Source organism: Frateuria sp. Soil773, from assembly GCF_001428405.1.
Taxonomy (GTDB): domain Bacteria; phylum Pseudomonadota; class Gammaproteobacteria; order Xanthomonadales; family Rhodanobacteraceae; genus LMSL01.
Genome location: NZ_LMSL01000006.1, coordinates 85,849 through 102,308 on the forward strand (window position 1 = coordinate 85,849; position 16,460 = coordinate 102,308).

The 16,460-nt window shown below is 70.0% G+C and carries 17 protein-coding genes; 16 read left to right on the forward strand and 1 reads right to left on the reverse strand.

What is annotated here, in order from left to right; translation table 11 throughout:
- The first annotated feature begins 55 nt into the window (after positions 1-55).
- The 7 genes from ASG87_RS04395 to recO all read left to right on the forward strand — a co-directional run bounded on the left by ASG87_RS04395 (position 56) and on the right by recO (position 7,495).
- Complete coding sequence (locus ASG87_RS04395; RefSeq protein ID WP_056001386.1) at positions 56-1,531, forward strand: DegQ family serine endoprotease; 1,476 nt, start codon at positions 56-58, stop codon at positions 1,529-1,531.
- A 166-nt stretch (positions 1,532-1,697) separates the two neighbouring features.
- Positions 1,698-3,488, forward strand: coding sequence for a translation elongation factor 4 (lepA, locus tag ASG87_RS04400; RefSeq protein ID WP_056001389.1), 1,791 nt, complete (start codon positions 1,698-1,700; stop codon positions 3,486-3,488).
- Between the two features lie 42 nt (positions 3,489-3,530).
- Complete coding sequence (gene lepB, locus ASG87_RS04405) at positions 3,531-4,430, forward strand: signal peptidase I (RefSeq protein WP_056001392.1); 900 nt, start codon at positions 3,531-3,533, stop codon at positions 4,428-4,430.
- A gap of 150 nt (positions 4,431-4,580) precedes the next feature.
- The gene (locus tag ASG87_RS04410; RefSeq protein WP_056001394.1) at positions 4,581-4,961 is read left to right on the forward strand and encodes a DUF4845 domain-containing protein; all 381 of its coding nucleotides are present in this window, start codon (positions 4,581-4,583) and stop codon (positions 4,959-4,961) included.
- Positions 4,962-4,964: 3 nt separating this feature from the next.
- A complete protein-coding gene (rnc, locus tag ASG87_RS04415; RefSeq protein ID WP_056001397.1) occupies positions 4,965-5,624 on the forward strand; it encodes a ribonuclease III in 660 nt (219 codons plus the stop codon).
- A gap of 96 nt (positions 5,625-5,720) precedes the next feature.
- Entirely contained in the window at positions 5,721-6,671 is a 951-nt protein-coding gene (gene era, locus ASG87_RS04420) for a GTPase Era (RefSeq protein ID WP_056001400.1), read from the forward strand.
- Between the two features lie 113 nt (positions 6,672-6,784).
- On the forward strand, positions 6,785-7,495 hold the full coding sequence (gene recO / locus ASG87_RS04425; RefSeq protein ID WP_056001403.1) for a DNA repair protein RecO: 711 nt from the start codon (positions 6,785-6,787) through the stop codon (positions 7,493-7,495).
- Positions 7,496-7,497: 2 nt separating this feature from the next.
- Here recO and ASG87_RS04430 read toward each other — a convergent pair whose 3' ends face one another.
- Entirely contained in the window at positions 7,498-8,247 is a 750-nt protein-coding gene (locus tag ASG87_RS04430) for a response regulator (RefSeq protein ID WP_235499562.1), read from the reverse strand.
- 45 nt (positions 8,248-8,292) lie between these two features.
- Between ASG87_RS04430 and ASG87_RS04435 the strand changes: the two genes are divergently transcribed.
- The 9 genes from ASG87_RS04435 to ASG87_RS04475 all read left to right on the forward strand — a co-directional run bounded on the left by ASG87_RS04435 (position 8,293) and on the right by ASG87_RS04475 (position 16,426).
- Positions 8,293-10,311 carry a hypothetical protein gene (locus ASG87_RS04435; protein ID WP_056001409.1) on the forward strand — a complete coding sequence of 673 codons (2,019 nt, stop codon included), beginning with the start codon at positions 8,293-8,295 and terminating at the stop codon, positions 10,309-10,311.
- Positions 10,312-10,338: 27 nt separating this feature from the next.
- Entirely contained in the window at positions 10,339-10,944 is a 606-nt protein-coding gene (locus ASG87_RS04440) for a YdbL family protein (RefSeq protein ID WP_056001507.1), read from the forward strand.
- A 104-nt stretch (positions 10,945-11,048) separates the two neighbouring features.
- A complete protein-coding gene (gene rlmD / locus ASG87_RS04445; RefSeq protein WP_056001412.1) occupies positions 11,049-12,359 on the forward strand; it encodes a 23S rRNA (uracil(1939)-C(5))-methyltransferase RlmD in 1,311 nt (436 codons plus the stop codon).
- Between the two features lie 272 nt (positions 12,360-12,631).
- On the forward strand, positions 12,632-13,156 hold the full coding sequence (locus tag ASG87_RS04450) for a CYTH domain-containing protein (RefSeq protein WP_056001415.1): 525 nt from the start codon (positions 12,632-12,634) through the stop codon (positions 13,154-13,156).
- On the forward strand, positions 13,156-14,172 hold the full coding sequence (gene nagZ, locus ASG87_RS04455) for a beta-N-acetylhexosaminidase (RefSeq protein ID WP_056001418.1): 1,017 nt from the start codon (positions 13,156-13,158) through the stop codon (positions 14,170-14,172). Before ASG87_RS04450 ends, nagZ begins: the two co-directional genes overlap by 1 nt.
- Positions 14,169-14,717, forward strand: a complete 549-nt coding sequence (locus tag ASG87_RS04460) for a hypoxanthine-guanine phosphoribosyltransferase (RefSeq protein ID WP_056001421.1) — start codon at positions 14,169-14,171, stop codon at positions 14,715-14,717. The genes nagZ and ASG87_RS04460 overlap by 4 nt, the downstream gene beginning before the upstream one ends.
- A gap of 23 nt (positions 14,718-14,740) precedes the next feature.
- Positions 14,741-15,283, forward strand: a complete 543-nt coding sequence (locus ASG87_RS04465) for an NADPH-dependent FMN reductase (RefSeq protein ID WP_056001424.1) — start codon at positions 14,741-14,743, stop codon at positions 15,281-15,283.
- Complete coding sequence (locus ASG87_RS04470; protein ID WP_056001427.1) at positions 15,280-16,032, forward strand: S-methyl-5'-thioinosine phosphorylase; 753 nt, start codon at positions 15,280-15,282, stop codon at positions 16,030-16,032. Before ASG87_RS04465 ends, ASG87_RS04470 begins: the two co-directional genes overlap by 4 nt.
- A gap of 187 nt (positions 16,033-16,219) precedes the next feature.
- Positions 16,220-16,426, forward strand: a complete 207-nt coding sequence (locus tag ASG87_RS04475) for a cold-shock protein (RefSeq protein ID WP_036117760.1) — start codon at positions 16,220-16,222, stop codon at positions 16,424-16,426.
- Positions 16,427-16,460: the final 34 nt, after the last annotated feature.

The window sequence follows — 16,460 nt, forward strand, 5'->3', positions numbered from 1 at the left end:
GCCGGCGTGTGCGTCACTCTCGTACCCAAGACTCTCGTGCCCAAGGAGGAAATCCATGAATCGACCGAATCTGCGCATGCTGGCCTGCTCCGTCGCGGTGGCGCTGGCGGCCTCGGCCGGCGTGCAGGCGCAGACGGCGCCGCCCGCCGCGCCGTCCGCCCAGGCGCTGCCGGATTTCACCGGCATCGTGCAGAAGAACGCGCCCGCGGTCGTGCACGTGGAGGCGAAGTACAACGGCAAGCGCGCCCGCCGCGGCGGCCCGGCGGCCGGGCCGCGGGGCATCCCGGACGACCAGGCGGAGATCCTGCGCCGTTTCTTCGGCATGCCGATGATGCCTTCGCCGGAAGAGCAGGAGCGCACCTCGCTGGGCTCCGGCTTCATCCTTTCCAGCGACGGCTACATCCTCACCAACAACCACGTGGTGGACGACGCCGACGAGGTCACCGTGCGCCTGCAGGACCGCCGCACCCTGACCGCCAAGGTGGTCGGCACCGACCCGCAGTACGACATCGCCCTGCTCAAGGTGGATGCCGGCGGCAACCTGCCGGCGGTGAGCATCGGCGACTCGCGCACGCTCAAGCCGGGCCAGTGGGTGCTGGCGATCGGCTCGCCGTTCGGCTTCGACTACACCGTGACCCAGGGCATCGTCAGCGCAGTGGGCCGCAACCTCGGCAACCGCGACCAGCCCTATACCTCGTTCATCCAGACCGACGTGCCGATCAACCGCGGCAATTCCGGCGGCCCGCTGTTCGACCTGCAGGGGCGGGTGGTCGGCATCAACTCGCAGATCTATTCCAACACCGGCGGCTACCTCGGCGTGGCGTTCTCGATCCCGATCGACGTGGCGATGAGCGCGGTGCAGCAGATCAAGGACAAGGGTTTCGTCACGCGCGGCCAGCTCGGCGTGCTGGTGGGGCCGCTCACCGACGACGTGGTCAAGGCGCTGAAGCTGCCCAACAGCAACGGCGCGATCGTGTCCGACGTGGTCGCCGGCAGCGCGGCCGAGAAGGCGGGCCTGCAGCCGGGCGACATCATCGTCGGCTACAACGGGCAGTCCATCAGCATGGGCCCGGACCTGCCGCCGCTGGTCGGCCTGACCAAGCCGGGCACGCGCGTGCCCGTGGAGATCCTCCGGCACGGCAAGAAGCAGACGGTCGAGGTGACCGTGGGTGCCGCGCCGCGCGACAAGGACGCAAGCGGCTCCCTGGCTTCGGCGCAGCAGCCGGCGGCGCGGACGGGCTCGGCCGCCCTGGGCCTGTCGGTGGAGGATCTCGACGCCGACGCCCGGCGGCAGGCCGGCCTGAAGGCTGGAGAGGGCGTGCTGGTGGGCGACGTCACCGGCCCGGTGGCCGCGCAGGCCGGCCTGCAGCCGGGGGACATCGTGCTGATGGTGAACCAGCAGAAGGTCGGCAGCGCGGCGGCGTTCCGTACCGCCACCCAGGGCGTCAAGGCCGGCGACACGGTGCTGCTGCTGGTGAAGCGTGGCGACCAGAGCCAGTTCATCGGCCTGACGGTGCCGTCCGACAAGTGAGGCCCGGGCCGGCGGTCCGCCTGGCCCGCCGGCCTCCGTCCGTTTCCGATCGCGCGGCCGGCGGCCGCGCCCCGTTTCCATGCGATAATGCCGGGTTCGCGTCGCCATCCCGGCGACGCGCCGCCCGCGCCACGGCGCCGGGCGGTGAAAGCCGACAGCGTGCTCCATGGAACTGATCCGCAACTTCTCCATCATCGCCCACATCGACCACGGCAAGTCGACGCTCGCCGACCGCATCATCCAGATCTGCGGAGGCCTGGCCGACCGCGAGATGGAAGCGCAGGTGCTCGACTCCAATCCGATCGAGCGCGAGCGCGGCATCACCATCAAGGCGCAGTCGGTGTCGCTGCCGTACAAGGCGCGCGACGGCAAGACCTACCAGCTCAACTTCATCGACACCCCCGGCCATGTCGACTTCTCCTACGAGGTCAGCCGCTCGCTGGCCGCTTGCGAGGGCGCGCTGCTGGTGGTGGATGCCGCCCAGGGTGTCGAGGCACAGTCGGTCGCCAACTGCTACACCGCGGTGGAGCAGGGCCTGGAAGTGGTGCCGGTGATCAACAAGATCGACCTGCCCACCGCCGACGTCGAGAAGGTGAAGGGCGAGATCGAGGCGGTGATCGGCGTGGATGCCACCGATGCGGTGGCGGTCAGCGCCAAGACCGGCCTCAACGTGGTCGAGGTGCTCGAGGCGATCGTCGCGCGCATCCCGCCGCCGAAGCCGCGCGACACCGACCGGCTGCAGGCCCTGATCATCGACTCGTGGTTCGACAATTACCTGGGCGTGGTGTCGCTGGTGCGCATCATGCAGGGCGAGATCAAGCCGGGCGACAAACTGCTGGTGATGTCCACCGGCCGCGTGCACGAGGTGGACGACGTCGGCGTGTTCACGCCCAAGCGCAAGAAGCTGGACAAGCTCAGCGCGGGCGAGGTGGGCTGGATCAACGCCTCGATCAAGGACGTGCACGGCGCGCCGGTGGGCGACACCCTGACCCAGGCCGGCAAGCCGGCCGAGAAGCCGCTGCCCGGTTTCCAGACCATGCAGCCGCGCGTGTTCGCCGGGCTGTTCCCGGTGGCCGCCGACGACTACCCGGCGATGCGCGAGGCGCTGGACAAGCTGCGCCTGAACGACGCGGCGCTGTTCTTCGAGCCGGAGTCCTCCGAGGCGATGGGCTTCGGCTTCCGCTGCGGCTTCCTCGGCATGCTGCACATGGAGATCGTGCAGGAGCGGCTGGAGCGCGAATACGATCTGGACCTAATCACCACCGCGCCCACCGTGGTCTACGAGATCCTCAAGAGCGACGGCTCGACGATGTCGCTGGACAACCCGGCCAAGCTGCCGCCGTCGCCGCAGGTGCAGGAGATCCGCGAGCCGATCATCGTCGCCAACATCCTCACGCCGCCGGACTACATCGGCAACGTGATCACCCTGTGCGAGGAGAAGCGCGGCGTGCAGCGCTCGATCCAGTACCTGGCGACCCAGGTGCAGATCAGCTACGAGCTGCCGCTGGCCGAGGTGGTGCTGGACTTCTTCGACCGCCTGAAGTCGGTCTCGCGCGGCTACGCCTCGATGGACTACCACTTCGACCGCTTCGACGCCGGCCCGTTCGTGCGCGTGGACGTGCTGATCAACGGCGACCGCGTCGACGCGCTCTCGCTGATCGTGCACCGCAGCCACGCCGACCGCCGCGGCCGCGACCTGGTCGAGCGGATGAAGGACCTGATCCCGCGCCAGCAGTTCGATGTGGCGATCCAGGCGGCGATCGGCGCGCAGATCATCGCGCGCTCCACCGTGAAGGCCCTGCGCAAGAACGTGCTGGCCAAGTGCTACGGCGGCGACGTCAGCCGCAAGAAAAAGCTGCTGGAGAAGCAGAAGGAAGGCAAGAAGCGGATGAAGCAGGTCGGCCGCGTCGAGATTCCGCAGGAAGCTTTCCTGGCCGTACTGAAAGTGGACAAATAAACGCGATCAGCGATGATCCACCTGGAAACCTGGAGTCAAGGCATGGAATTCGATTTCTCGGCGATTCTGCTCGGCCTCACCGTGGTGTTCGGTGTGGTGTGGGGACTGGACCGCCTGTTCCTGTACAAGAAGCGCAAGGCGCGCCTGGATGCCGCGGGCGCGGAATACCGCGATCCGGTGCCGGTGGACTGGGCGCGCTCGCTGTTCCCGGTGGTGCTGGTGGTGCTGTTGCTGCGCTCGTTCGTGGCCGAACCCTTCCGCATCCCGTCCGGCTCGATGATGCCGACCCTGGACGTGGGCGACTTCATCCTGGTCAACAAGTTCGCCTACGGGCTGCGCATGCCGGCGTTCAACAACAAGTTCGTCAGCCTGGGCGAGCCTAAGCGCGGCGACGTGGTGGTGTTCCGCTTCCCCGGCTACCTGTGCGACGACGGCAGCGGCAAGCTGGTACGCAGCGGCGACCAGAGCTGCGCGGACCCGCATGCGCCGGTGCCGAACCAGAACTGGATCAAGCGCGTGATCGGCCTGCCGGGCGACCGCATCGAGTCGCACGGCGACCAGCTCCTGATCAACGGCCAGCCGGTTCAGGCGGACGAGGCCGGCCCGTACCAGGGCAATCCGAAGCGCGACGAGTCGCGGGTGATGCTCGATTACGGCGCCACCGTGTGGACCGAGCACCTGGGCAAGGTCAACCACCTGATCGCGCGGATGCCGGCCTACACCACCCCCAACGCGATCCCGAACGACAAGGTCCCGTCGGTGGTGCCGCAGGGTTGCTACATCGTGATGGGCGACAACCGCTACAACAGCACCGACAGCCGCTGGTGGGGCTGCATGCCGGAGCAGAACCTGGCCGGCAAGGCGTTCCTGATCTGGCTGAGCTGGCGGGGCACGGATGCGGGCTGGTTCGACCTTTCGCGGATGGGCACGGTCATCCATTGACGAAAGCGTGACGGGCGTCGATTCTGCGCCGGTGACCGCTGCGGGCCGGCGCGGGAGAATCCGCAGCTCGTGCGGCCGGCGCCGGGTGGCGGTCGGTGGCTTGTCTTACATCATCCAGGGGACGCCGCGCAGCGGCATGGCGAGGGGACTATGAAAGCGAAGCAGTCGGGCATCACCCTGATCGGGTTTCTGATCGTGCTGATCGTGTTGGGCTTTTTCGGCTACATGGCGATGAAGCTGGTGCCGGCCTATTCGGAGTACATGGGCGTGAGCAAGGCGATGACCCAGATCGCCAGCAGCGGCACCGAGGGCAAGACGCTGGACGACATCCGGCGTGACCTGATGTTCAAGATGGGCTTCCAGTACGTGGACGACTCGACCATCAAGCCGAAGGACATCACCCTGGTGCGCGCCAACAACAGCGCCCAGCTCCACGTGGAATACGACAAGGTGATCCCGTTCATGTACAACATCTCGTTCCTGCTGCACTTCGAGAAGAGCGTGCAGTTGCAGGGCAACGTGGGCCAGTAAGCCTTGAAGCTGGACTACCGCTTCAACGATCCGGTGCTGGCGCAGCTCGCGCTGACCCATCGCAGCATCGGCAAGCCGAACAACGAGCGGATGGAATTCCTCGGCGACGCGCTGCTTGGCGCCATCGTCGCCGAGATGCTTTACGAGGCGCACCCCAAGGCCAGCGAGGGCGAGCTGTCGCGCCTGCGCGCGCAACTGGTCAACGGCCAGGCGCTGGCGGTGGTCGCCCGCGAGCTGGAGTTGGGCGACGAGCTGAAGCTGGGGCCGGGCGAGCTGAAGAGCGGCGGATTCCGGCGCGATTCGATCCTCGCCGACGCTTTCGAGGCGATGATCGCCGCGGTCTACCTGGATGCGGGCTTCGCCGCCTGCCGCGAGGTGGTGCGGGGACTGTTCCGGCCGCGCATCGACGCGCTGCCGAAGTCCTCCAAGGACGCCAAGACCCGCCTGCAGGAATGGCTGCAAGGGCGCGGCCTGCCGCTGCCGGCGTACGTGCTGAAGGACAGCCGCGGCGAGGACCACGCCAAGACCTTCGACGTCAGTTGCACGATCGCCGAACCGGCGGCGATCAGCGCGGACGCCAGCGGCCCGAGCCGCCGCGCGGCCGAGCAGGACGCGGCCGAGATCGTGCTCGGCCACCTGCTGGAGCAGGCCGGCCAGCCCTGAGTTCCGCCCCGTACCGTTTTCGCGTCGCACGCACGGCTGGCATCCGCGGGCCGGCGGCGCCATGCTTGTCATCCGAAACCAAGAGCTATCGAAACCATGAACGACGAACTGGACGCCGCCGCAGGCACCGGCATGCAGCCCGATGAACTGCCGCATCCGGATTTCCGCTGCGGCCTGGTCGCGCTGGCCGGGCGGCCGAACGTCGGCAAGTCGACCCTGCTCAACGCGCTGATCGGCTTCCGGCTGTCCATCGTCAGCCCGCGTCCGCAGACCACGCGCCACCGCATCCTGGGCATCAGCACCAGCGAGGCCGGCCAGATCATGTACGTGGACACGCCCGGCCTGCATCGCGGCGCCAAGCGCGCGATGAACCGCAGCCTCAACCGCGCCGCGCGCTCGGCGATCAGTGACGTCGACCTGGTGGTGCAGGTGATCGAGGCCGGTCGCTGGACCGACGAGGACGAGGCGCTGTACGCGGCGCTGGTCGAGCAGAAGACGCCGCGGCTGCTGGCGATCAACAAGGTCGACCTGGCCAAGGACAAGGGCGCGATGCTGCCCTTCGTGGCCGAGCTGATGACCCGGCACAGCTTCGACGAGGTGCATTACGTCAGCGCGCTCAAGCAGAAGGGGCTGAAGGAGCTGGAGGCGGGCATCCTCGCGCGCCTGCCGGTGCGGCCGCCGGTCTACGGCGAGGACGAGGTCACCGACCGCAGCGAGCGTTTCCTGGCCGCCGAGATGGTGCGCGAGCAGTTGATGCTGCGGCTCGACCAGGAGCTGCCGTACGCCACCACGGTGGAGATCGAGCAGTTCAGCGACCGCCCGGACGGCGTCGCCGAGGTGCATGCGGTGATCTGGGTGGAGCGCGAAGGCCAGAAGGCGATCGTGATCGGCGCCGGCGGCGCCCAGCTCAAGGCGGTCGGCAGCGGCGCCCGGCGCAACATGGAGCGCATGTTCGAGCGCAAGGTCTTCCTCAAGCTGTGGGTGAAGGTGCGCGAGGGCTGGGTGGATGACGAGACGATGCTGAAGAAGTTCGGCTATACGGATTAGGAGTGAGAGATAAGGAGTGAGGAGTGAGAGAACGGTGTGCGGCGAGCGAGGGTGCCCGGTCTCTCCAGCTTTTCTCTCACTCCTCACTCCTCTCACCTCACTCCTGATTCCCCATGCGCATCGAGCAGCAACCCGCCTACGTCCTGCATGCGCGGCCCTACCGCGAGACGTCGCTGCTGCTCGAATGCCTGACCCGCGACCATGGCCGCCTTGGCGTAGTCGCGCGCGGCGTGCGGCGGGAGCGGGCGCGGCTGCAGCGGGCGCAACTGGAGCCGTTCCAGCCGTTGGCGATCGACCTGATGCTGCGCGGCGAGCTGGCTACCCTGCTGGGCGCCGAGCCCGCCGGCCTGCCGTTGCGGCTGCCGGGCGACGCCGGGCTGGCCGGGCTGTACCTCAACGAGCTGGTGGTGCGGCTGACCGGGCGGCAGGATCCGCATCCGCCGCTGTACGAAGCCTATGCGCAGACGCTGCCGCAGTTGTGCATGCCGGCCGGGCTGGGCTGGACGCTGCGCCGTTTCGAGCGCGACCTGCTGGACGCGCTCGGCTATGGCCTGCAACTCTCGTTCGATGCCGACAGCGGAGAGAGCCTGGACGAGGACGGCGACTACCTCTACCGCGCCGAGCATGGCCCGGTCCGCTGCGCGCCGGGCACGGCGCGCGCACTGCGCGGCGGCGACCTGCTGGCGTTCGCGCAGGACCGCAAGCCTTCCGCCGCCGGCCTGGCCGCCCTGCGCGGCATGATGCGCGAGGTGATCCGGTTCCACCTGGGTGGCGGCGAGCTGCGTGCGTGGCGCGTGCTGGCCGGGGCTGTGTCGCGCCGCTGAGCTCAGTCGGACGGTTCCAGGGCGTCCAGGGTCGCCAGCAGCGCCTCGCGGAAGCGCTGCACCGGCAACGGGGCGACCGGCTGGCCCTGGGCCAGCCGCTGCTGCAGTGCGATCACCTGCGCCGACAGTGCGGCGGCGCCGCAGAATCCGCAGGAGGAACGCAGCCGGTGCAGCCGCTCGGCGAAGCCGCCGGGGTCGGCGCCGAGCCGGTCCAGCTCGCCGCAGAGGCTGGCCAGTTCCTCGCGCAGCAGGCCGCGCAGGGCGTGCATGGTGCGCGCGTCGCCGGTGCTCACCAGGGCGGCGTCGTCGTCGAGCAGGGGCGCTTCGCAGCCGCCGGCCTGCACGAGCGCGAGCACGCGTTGCAGGCTGCGCAGGTCGCAGGGCTTCTGCAGCACCTCGCCGAAGCCGGCGGCCAGCAATTGCTGGCGGTCGCCGGGGCCTACCTCGGCGCTGGTCGCCACCGCCACGCTGTCGGACGAGGCCGCGGTCGGGTCGCTGCGCAAGGCTTCGAGGATCTGCCGGGCGCCGCCGCCGGGCATGCGGCAGTCGAGCAGGAGCAGGTCGAAGACGTCGCTGCGCGCATGGGCGAGGGCGGCGGCGCCGTCGGCGCAGGCGTGCGGGTCGGCGCCCAGGCTGCGCAGGCCGTCGGCGAGGAAGCGGCGGCTGGCCGGGTCGTCGTCGGCGACCAGGACGCGCAGGATGCGCGTGCCGGATCGCGGCGTCTTTCCGTCGGTGGCGGGCGCGTCAAGCATGACGAAATCCATGTCGTTCAGCCGAGTTTGGCAGAATGGCGGGACATGCGTTCCATATCAAGCCATCTGCTCTCGTGCCTCGTCCTGTTCGGCGTGCTGCTGGCCGCCCCTGCGCGGGCGGACATCGCGCTGTCCGCCAGGCAGATCGGCATGCCGGGCGTGAAGCTGCAGAACGTCGCCGTGCAGATCGGCGAGGACGGCGAGGGCGGCCTGCGCGTGAAGCTGCAGGCGGGCAAGGCCGAGGTCGCCGCGATGGGCTGGAAGCGGGTCGGCCTGACCCTGGACGGCAACCTGCGCCGCGACCCGCAACTGCGCTGGCTGCTGAGCGGAGCGCTGAAGCTGCAGGGGGCGGCGGGCGGCGCCCTGAGCGACGCCACGCTCGATGTGGTGATCGACGAGGGCGCCAACACGCTGCAGGCCACCATCGGCCAGTCCAAGGCGACGGCCAGCGCGTGGATGCCGCTGGACCAGCCCAGCCATGCGCAGATCACCTTGCAGAACCTGCCGGCCGGCTGGCTGCAGGGGCTGCTCGGCACGGTATGGTCGGGGCGGGTCACGGGCGGCCGGCTGGACGCCTCGCTGGCGCTGGACGTGCGCGGCAAGGGCATCCAGTCCTCCGGCCAGTTCAGCCTCGACGGCGCGGGCTTCGACACGCCGGCCGGCACGCTGGCCGGGCAGGGCGTGAAGGGCGCGGGCCGGATCGGCATCGACACCACCGGCGGGCCGGCGCGGATCGACCTGGACGCCGTCCTGCGCGGCGGCGAGCTGCTGCTCGGCCCGCTGTACGCGAAGCTGCCGGCGCACCCGGTGCAATTGGGCCTGGGCGCCACGGCCAGGAATGGCGGCTTCGAGCTGGGGCGGCTGCACGTCGGCGACGCCGATGCGCTGCAACTGGACGGCGCGCTCGCCTTCGACGCCAAGGGCGCGCTTTCCCGGCTGCGGCTGGACCGTTTCCAGGCCCGCTTCCCGGCCGCCTACCAGCGCTACGGCCAGGCCTGGCTCGCCACGCTGGGGCTGCGCGAGATGCGCATCGCCGGCAACCTGAGCGGCAGCCTGGACCTGCGCGAGGACGGCCTGCACGCCTTCGCGTTCGACACCGACGGGCTGGATGTCGCCGACGGCGATGGCCGCCTCGCGATGAGCGGCCTGCGCGGCGGGCTGGACTGGTCGGTCGCGGGCTCGCGGCCGGCCACCACGCTGGCCTGGCGGCAACTGATGGTCTACCGGATGGCGAACGGCGCCGCGCAGTCGCGCTGGCAAAGCAGGGACGGCACGCTGAGCCTGCAGCGCCCGCTCGAAGTGCCGCTGCTGAACGGCCGGCTGCGCGTGGGCAACCTGGACTGGCGCCCGGCGGCGGCCAAGGGGCAGCGGCTGGCCACCTCGCTGACCCTGAGCGGCGTGGACATGGCCGCCTTCAGCAAGGCGGTGGGCTGGCCGCAGTTCCCCGGCACCCTCGGCGGCGCGATCCCCTCGCTGCGCTGGGTGGACAACCGCTTCGAACTGGCCGGCGGCCTGTCGATGAACGTGTTCGACGGCTTCGTCGACATCACCCGGCTTTCGCTGCAGGACCCGTTCGGGGCGAGCCCGGTGCTGGCCGGCGACCTGAGCCTGCGCCAGCTCGACCTCGGGGCGCTCACCAGCGTGTTCGACTTCGGCAACATCACCGGGCGGCTGGACGGTTCGATCGACAAGCTGCGCCTGGTGAACTGGAACCCGGTGGCGTTCGACGCGAAGCTGCTCGCCGGCAGCGGCGGGCGGATCAGCCAGCGCGCGGTGAACAACCTCACCTCGGTCGGCGGCGGCGGCGTGGCGGCGGGCCTGCAGGGCGCGGTGCTGAAACTGTTCAAGACCTTCGGCTACAAGCGCATCGGCCTCAACTGCGTGCTGCAGGATTCGGTCTGCCACATGAGCGGCCTGGAACGCGACGGAGACGGCTACACTATCGTCGAGGGCAGCGGCCTGCCGCGGCTGCAGGTGATCGGCCACCAGCAGAACGTCGACTGGCCGACCCTGGTGCGCCGCCTGAAGGCGGCCACCGAAGGCAACGGCCCGCAGATCCGCTGATTCCCCATTCCCCCCATGGAGCCCGTCATGCGCAAGTTCGTCTACGTCCTGCTGACCACGCTGCTGGTCGCGCTGGTGGGTTGCGTGACCATCAACGTCTACTTTCCCGAGGCGGCGGCGCAGAAGGCCGCCGACCGCTTCATCGGCACGGTGATCGACGACGGCCAGGCGCCGGCGGCCGGCAACCGCGACGACCGGCCGGCGCCGCCGAAGCAGGACCGGCAGCCGTCGGCGATGCTGCTGGATCTGCTGGTTCCCGCCGCACAGGCCGCCGAGACCCCGGACGTGCGCATCCAGACCGCCGCCACCGAGGCGATCCGCGGCCGCATGAAGGCACGCTACCAGGATGTGCTGCAGAGCCTGCTCGCCAGCGGCGCGGTCGGCTTCACCGGCGACGGCCTGGTCGCCGTGCGCGACGCCGGCAAGGTGCCGCTCAGCCAGCGCGCGCAGGTGAACGCCGCGGTGGCGGACGAGAACCGCGACCGCAACGCGCTCTACCGCGAGGTGGCTTCGGCCAACAACCACCCGGAATGGGAGCCGCAGATCCGCGCCACCTTCGCCAAGGGCTGGATCGAGCGCGCGCATGCGGGCTGGTATTATCAGGACGCCGCAGGCGCCTGGAAGAAGAAATAGGCTTTCCGGCCGCCCGCAACCTTCCACCCGATTGCCGCGCCCGGGTCAGCCGATCCGGGCGCGCGCGTTTTGTCGCAAGAGACCGGAACGGTACGCCGAGCCCCATGAAAGAATTCGAAGCCGAAATCACCGACCTCAGCCACGATGGCAAGGGCGTCGCCCGCATCGACGGCAAGGCCGTGTTCGTCAGCGGCGCGCTGCTCGGCGAGCAGGTGCGCCTGCGCATCCGCAAGCGCCACCGCAATTTCGACGAGGCCGAGGTGGCCGAGCTGCTCACCCGCTCGCCGCATCGGGTCGAGCCGAAGTGCCGGCATTTCGGCCAGTGCGGCGGCTGCTCGCTGCAGCACCTGGACGCCGAGGCGCAGATCGCGGTGAAGCAGCGCGCGCTGGCCGACAACTTCGCGCGGATCGGCAAGGTCGAGCCGCAGTCCTGGCTGCCGCCGCTCACCGACGAAGCCTGGGGCTATCGTCGCAAGGGGCGCCTGTCGGTGCGCGCGGTGGCGAAGAAGGGACGCGTGCTGGTCGGCTTCCGCGAGGAGAGCAACCCGCGCTTCGTCGCCGACATCGACCAGTGCGAAGTGGTGCATCCGGCGCTGGGGCCGAAGATCGGCCTGCTCGCCGAACTGATCGGCACGATGGACGCCGCCGCCGACATCGCGCAGATCGAGTTCGCCGCCGGCGACGACACGGTCGCCCTGGTGTTCCGCCACCTGCAGCCGCTGAGCGAGCGCGACCGCGCCGCGCTGGTCGGGTTCGGCCAGCGGCACGGCTTCGCCATCTACCTGCAGCCGGGCGGCATCAGCAGCGTGCATCCGCTGTGGCCGGAGCAGCCGCGGCTGGCCTTCCGCATCCCGGCCGGCGCGGACGCCGGCGACGTGGAGCTGGAGTTCCAGCCGCTGGACTTCGTGCAGGTCAATGCCGGCATGAACCGCCGCATGCTGGCGCGCGCGCTGGAACTGCTCGACCCGCAGCCGGCCGACCGCGTGCTCGACCTGTTCTGCGGGCTGGGCAACTTCACCCTGCCGCTGGCGCGCCGCGTCGCCGAGGTGGCGGGCGTGGAAGGCGAGCACGGGCTGGTGGCGCGGGCCGCCGACAATGCCGCGCGCAACGGCATCGCCAACGCGCGCTTCCACGTCGCCAACCTGTTCGAGGACCAGCGCGGCGCCGAGTGGGCACGCCAGCCCTGGGACAAGCTGCTGCTCGACCCGCCGCGTGCCGGCGCCGACAAGGTGCTCGACTACCTGCCGCACAAGGCGACGCAGCGCATCGTCTACGTCTCCTGCCACCCGGCCTCGCTGGCGCGCGACGCCGGCATCCTGGTGCACAGGCACGGCTTCCGGCTGGTTTCGGCGGGGGTGATGGACATGTTCCCGCATACGGCGCACGTGGAGTCGATTGCGCTGTTCGAGCGGTAAGACCAGGGCATGGATCGGCGTTCCTGCTCCGATACTGGTATTCCAGCACCGTCATTCCCGCCTCGCATTCCAGCACCGTCATTCCGGCGGCTCTCAACGGCCGCAGGGCCGGTCAAGCCGGAATCCAGTGAAGCATGCGTGCACAGCACACGAAACAGGTTTTGCGTGCTTCGCACGAGCAGTCGACTGGATTCCGGCTTTCGCCGGAATGACGCGCGGAGGCCATCCGCACCGCTCTTTGCCCGCACCGCCCTTCGAGAGACAAGACACCCATGCCCATCGAGATCGAACGGAAATTCCTGCTGAGCGGCGACGGCTGGCGCGCCCGGGTGGAACGCAGCGAACGCATCGCGCAGGGCTACCTGGTCGGCGCGCAGGCGATCCATGACGGCAGCGCGCGCGCCTCGGTGCGGGTGCGCCGCAGCGGCGGGCGGGCATGGCTCAACGTCAAGGCCGCGCGGTTGGGCGTGGAGCGTGCCGAGTACGAAGTGCCGCTGCCGCCGGACGAGGCCGACGAGATGCTCGCCACACTGTGCGACGGCGTGCTGGAGAAGGTCCGCCACTACGCGACGGTCGATGGCGCGTTGTTCGAGATCGACGAGTTCCTGGGCGCCAACGCGGGCCTGGTGGTGGCCGAGATCGAGCTGCCGGCGGCCGACGCGCCGTTCCCGCGCCCGGACTGGCTGGGCCGCGAGGTGAGCGCGCTGGCGCGCTACTACAATGTCAACCTGATCGCGCACCCCTATGCCGAATGGTCGGCGGCCGAGCGCGAGGCCGCCGACGGAGAACCCGCCTGATGCTGCTGATCGGCCTGGCCGGCACCGAAGTCGCCGAGCATGAACGCGCCTGGCTCGCCGCGCCCGGCGTCGCCGGCGTGATCCTGTTCGCCCGCAACTACGCCAGCCGCGAGCAACTGCTCGCGCTCACCGGGGCCATCCGCGACACCGGCGGCGAGCACCTGCTGATCGCGGTGGACCAGGAAGGCGGCCCGGTGCAGCGCTTCCGCGACGGCTTCACCCGCCTGCCGGCGCTGTCCAGGATCGGCGCGGTCTACGACCGCGACCCGGAGGAGGCCGTCCGCCTGGCCGAGGAACACGCCTGGGTGATGGCGAGTGAATTGCGCGCCAGCGGCGTGGACTTCAGCTTCGCGCCGGTCGCGGACCTGGCGCGCGGCAACGCGGCGATCGGCCCGCGCGCCTTCCACGCCGATCCCGAGGCGGCGGCCGAGCTGGCCGCCGCCTACGTGCGCGGCATGCACCTGGGCGGCATGGCCGCGGTGCTCAAGCATTTCCCCGGCCACGGCTCGGTCGCGGCCGACACGCACAAGGCGAAGGCGGTCGACCCGCGCGACCTGGACGCCATCCGCGCCGCCGACCTGCGCCCGTTCGCCGAGGCGATGGCGGCGCATGCCGAGGCGGTGATGATGGCCCACGTCGTCTATCCCGCCGTGGACACGCAGCCGGCCGGCTACTCGCCGGCGTGGATCGGGCAGGTGCTGCGCCGGGAACTGGGTTTCGCCGGCGTGGTGATCAGCGACGACATCAGCATGGCCGCGGCGGGCGTGGCCGGCAGCGTGGCCGGCCGCGTGCAGGCGCATCTGGCGGCCGGCTGCGACCTGGTGCTGGCCTGCTTCCCGGACGTGGTGGAGGAGGCGATCGCCGCCGTGCCCGCGCCGCCGGCCGACGCGGCCGGAAAGCTGGCGCCGCTGCGCGGCGCCGTCGGTGCCACCTGGGCCGGACTGCTCGACAACCCGCAGCGCGACCGCTTCGTCGCGCGCATCACGGCGCTCGATAGCCACGAGGGAAACGCATGACCACTCCAAACCCGTCGCTGGCCGATGCGCTGGCCCATGCCGATGTCCTGTTCGAGCGCGCCGAGCTGGAAAGCGTGATCGCCGACCTGGGCCGGCAGATCGACGCCGCGCTGGACGGCGAGCGCGCAGTGTTCCTCACCGTGATGAACGGCGCGCTGATGTTCGCCGGCCAGCTCGCGCTGTCGATCCGCACCGACCTGGAATTCGACTACGTGCACGCCACCCGCTACCGCGGCGCCACCAGCGGCAGCGAGCTGCACTGGCTGCGCGAGCCGGCGGCCGAGCTGCGCGGGCGCACCGTGCTGCTGGTGGACGACATCCTCGACGAGGGCCATACGCTGAAGGCGGTGCGCGACGACTGCCTGCGCCGCGGTGCCAGGCGCGTGCTGATCGCCAGCCTGTGCAGCAAGCGGCACGACCGCGTGGTCGAGGGCATCGCCTCCGACTTCAACGGCGTCGAGCTGCCCGACCGCTACGTGTTCGGCTACGGCATGGATTACCACGAACAGGGCCGCAACCTGCCGGCCATCTACGCGCTGCGCTGAATCCGGCGCCACCGGAGCTTTGCATGGTCATCCTCGGTATTTCCGGCAGCCTGCGCCGGGCCTCGTTCAACACCGCGCTGCTGCACGCCGCGCGGGAAATGCTGCCGGCGGGTACGCGCCTCGCCATCCATGACCTGCACGGCCTGCCGCTGTTCGACCAGGACGTGGAGGAGCAGGGCGACCCCGCGCCGGTCGCCGCGCTGAAGGACGCGGTGGCGCAGGCCGACGCCCTGCTGCTGGCCTGTCCCGAATACAACGGCGGCATCACCGGCGTGCTGAAGAACGCCATCGACTGGGTCTCGCGCCCCGGCATCGCGCGACCCGCCGCGCCGCTGGCCGGCAAGCGGGTATGCATTGCCGGTGCCAGCCCGGGCGCCACCGGCACGGTGCGCGCGCAGGACCAGTTGCGGCTGGTCCTGCGCCGGGCCGGCGCGGTGGTCGAGCCGCAGGGCGAGGTGCTGGTGTTCCAGGCGCATACCAAGATCGTCGACGGCCGGCTGGCCGACGAGCGTACCCGCGAACTGCTGGCGCGCCACCTCCGCAACTTCCTCGGAACCTTCCCATGAGCATCCCTTCGATCAGCCTGGCCGTGATCGGCGGCAGCGGCCTGTACGACTTCCCCGGCCTGCTGGACCCCGTGCGGCACCGCATCGACACCCCCTACGGCCCGGCTTCCGGCGACGTGGTGGCGGGCGGCTTCGCCGGCAAGCGCATCGCCTTCCTGGCGCGCCACGGCGAGAGCCACACCCTGCCGCCGCACCGGGTGAACTACCGGGCGAACCTGTGGGCGCTGCACAGCCTGGGCGCGCGGCGGGTGATCGGCGTGAATGCGGTGGGCGGCATCCGCGACGACATGGGGCCGCGGACCATCGTGGTGCCCGACCAGGTCATCGACTACACCCACGGCCGCTTCACCAGCTTCTGCGACGTGGAAGGCGCCGAGGTGAAGCACATCGACTTCAGCGAGCCGTACACGGCCTCGCTGCGGCGCGAGCTGCTGGCCGCGGCCGCCCGGGCCGGCATCGCCGCGATCGACGGCGGATGCTACGGCGCCACCCAGGGCCCGCGCCTGGAGACCCGCGCGGAGATCGCCCGCATGAAGCGCGACGGCTGCGACCTGGTGGGCATGACCGGCATGCCCGAAGCGGCGCTGGCCCGCGAGCTGGAGCTGGACTACGCCTGCCTGGCGCTGGTGGCGAACTTCGCCGCCGGCTGCGGCGACGAGGAGGAGATCAGCATCGAGGAGATCTTCGCGCACCTGGCCGCGGCCACCGCCGAGGTGCCGAACCTGCTGCGGGTCATGCTGGCAGGGTGAGCGGCCAGGAACCGGCCTGCCGCACTACCGGGTAGCCAATTTGCGATACTGGTAAATCTTCCATATTGCGCTTTGCCCATAAACATGCTGATACTTTCCCTTGTGCCAGGAGCGGCGGACCAAGGGGAACATGGTGGTCAGCACAGAAGCCTTGGTGCATCCAGTCCATGATTCAGAGGTTCACGCAATGCGTTTCGGTACGGTCAAATGGTTCAACGACGCCAAGGGTTTCGGCTTCATCGCACCTGAGGACGGTGGGGAGGACGTGTTCGTCCATTTCTCGGCGATCAATTCCAAGGGCTTCCGCAGCCTGCAGGAAGGCCAGCGCGTGAAGTTCGAAGTCACCACGGGCCCCAAGGGCGCGCAGGCTTCGGGCGTGGAAATCGCTGCCTGATCAGCTAGTCACCTTGTCGTGATGTAGAAAGGAA

Coding starts and splice junctions, on each gene's coding strand:
- ASG87_RS04395 (WP_056001386.1), top strand. CDS start 56: ATGAATCGACCGAATCTGCGCATGCTGGCCTGCTCCGTCGCGGTGGCG.
- lepA (WP_056001389.1), top strand. CDS start 1,698: ATGGAACTGATCCGCAACTTCTCCATCATCGCCCACATCGACCACGGC.
- lepB (WP_056001392.1), top strand. CDS start 3,531: ATGGAATTCGATTTCTCGGCGATTCTGCTCGGCCTCACCGTGGTGTTC.
- ASG87_RS04410 (WP_056001394.1), top strand. CDS start 4,581: ATGAAAGCGAAGCAGTCGGGCATCACCCTGATCGGGTTTCTGATCGTG.
- era (WP_056001400.1), top strand. CDS start 5,721: ATGAACGACGAACTGGACGCCGCCGCAGGCACCGGCATGCAGCCCGAT.
- recO (WP_056001403.1), top strand. CDS start 6,785: ATGCGCATCGAGCAGCAACCCGCCTACGTCCTGCATGCGCGGCCCTAC.
- ASG87_RS04430 (WP_235499562.1), bottom strand. CDS start 8,247: ATGCTTGACGCGCCCGCCACCGACGGAAAGACGCCGCGATCCGGCACG.
- ASG87_RS04435 (WP_056001409.1), top strand. CDS start 8,293: ATGCGTTCCATATCAAGCCATCTGCTCTCGTGCCTCGTCCTGTTCGGC.
- ASG87_RS04440 (WP_056001507.1), top strand. CDS start 10,339: ATGCGCAAGTTCGTCTACGTCCTGCTGACCACGCTGCTGGTCGCGCTG.
- rlmD (WP_056001412.1), top strand. CDS start 11,049: ATGAAAGAATTCGAAGCCGAAATCACCGACCTCAGCCACGATGGCAAG.
- ASG87_RS04450 (WP_056001415.1), top strand. CDS start 12,632: ATGCCCATCGAGATCGAACGGAAATTCCTGCTGAGCGGCGACGGCTGG.
- nagZ (WP_056001418.1), top strand. CDS start 13,156: ATGCTGCTGATCGGCCTGGCCGGCACCGAAGTCGCCGAGCATGAACGC.
- ASG87_RS04460 (WP_056001421.1), top strand. CDS start 14,169: ATGACCACTCCAAACCCGTCGCTGGCCGATGCGCTGGCCCATGCCGAT.
- ASG87_RS04465 (WP_056001424.1), top strand. CDS start 14,741: ATGGTCATCCTCGGTATTTCCGGCAGCCTGCGCCGGGCCTCGTTCAAC.
- ASG87_RS04470 (WP_056001427.1), top strand. CDS start 15,280: ATGAGCATCCCTTCGATCAGCCTGGCCGTGATCGGCGGCAGCGGCCTG.
- ASG87_RS04475 (WP_036117760.1), top strand. CDS start 16,220: ATGCGTTTCGGTACGGTCAAATGGTTCAACGACGCCAAGGGTTTCGGC.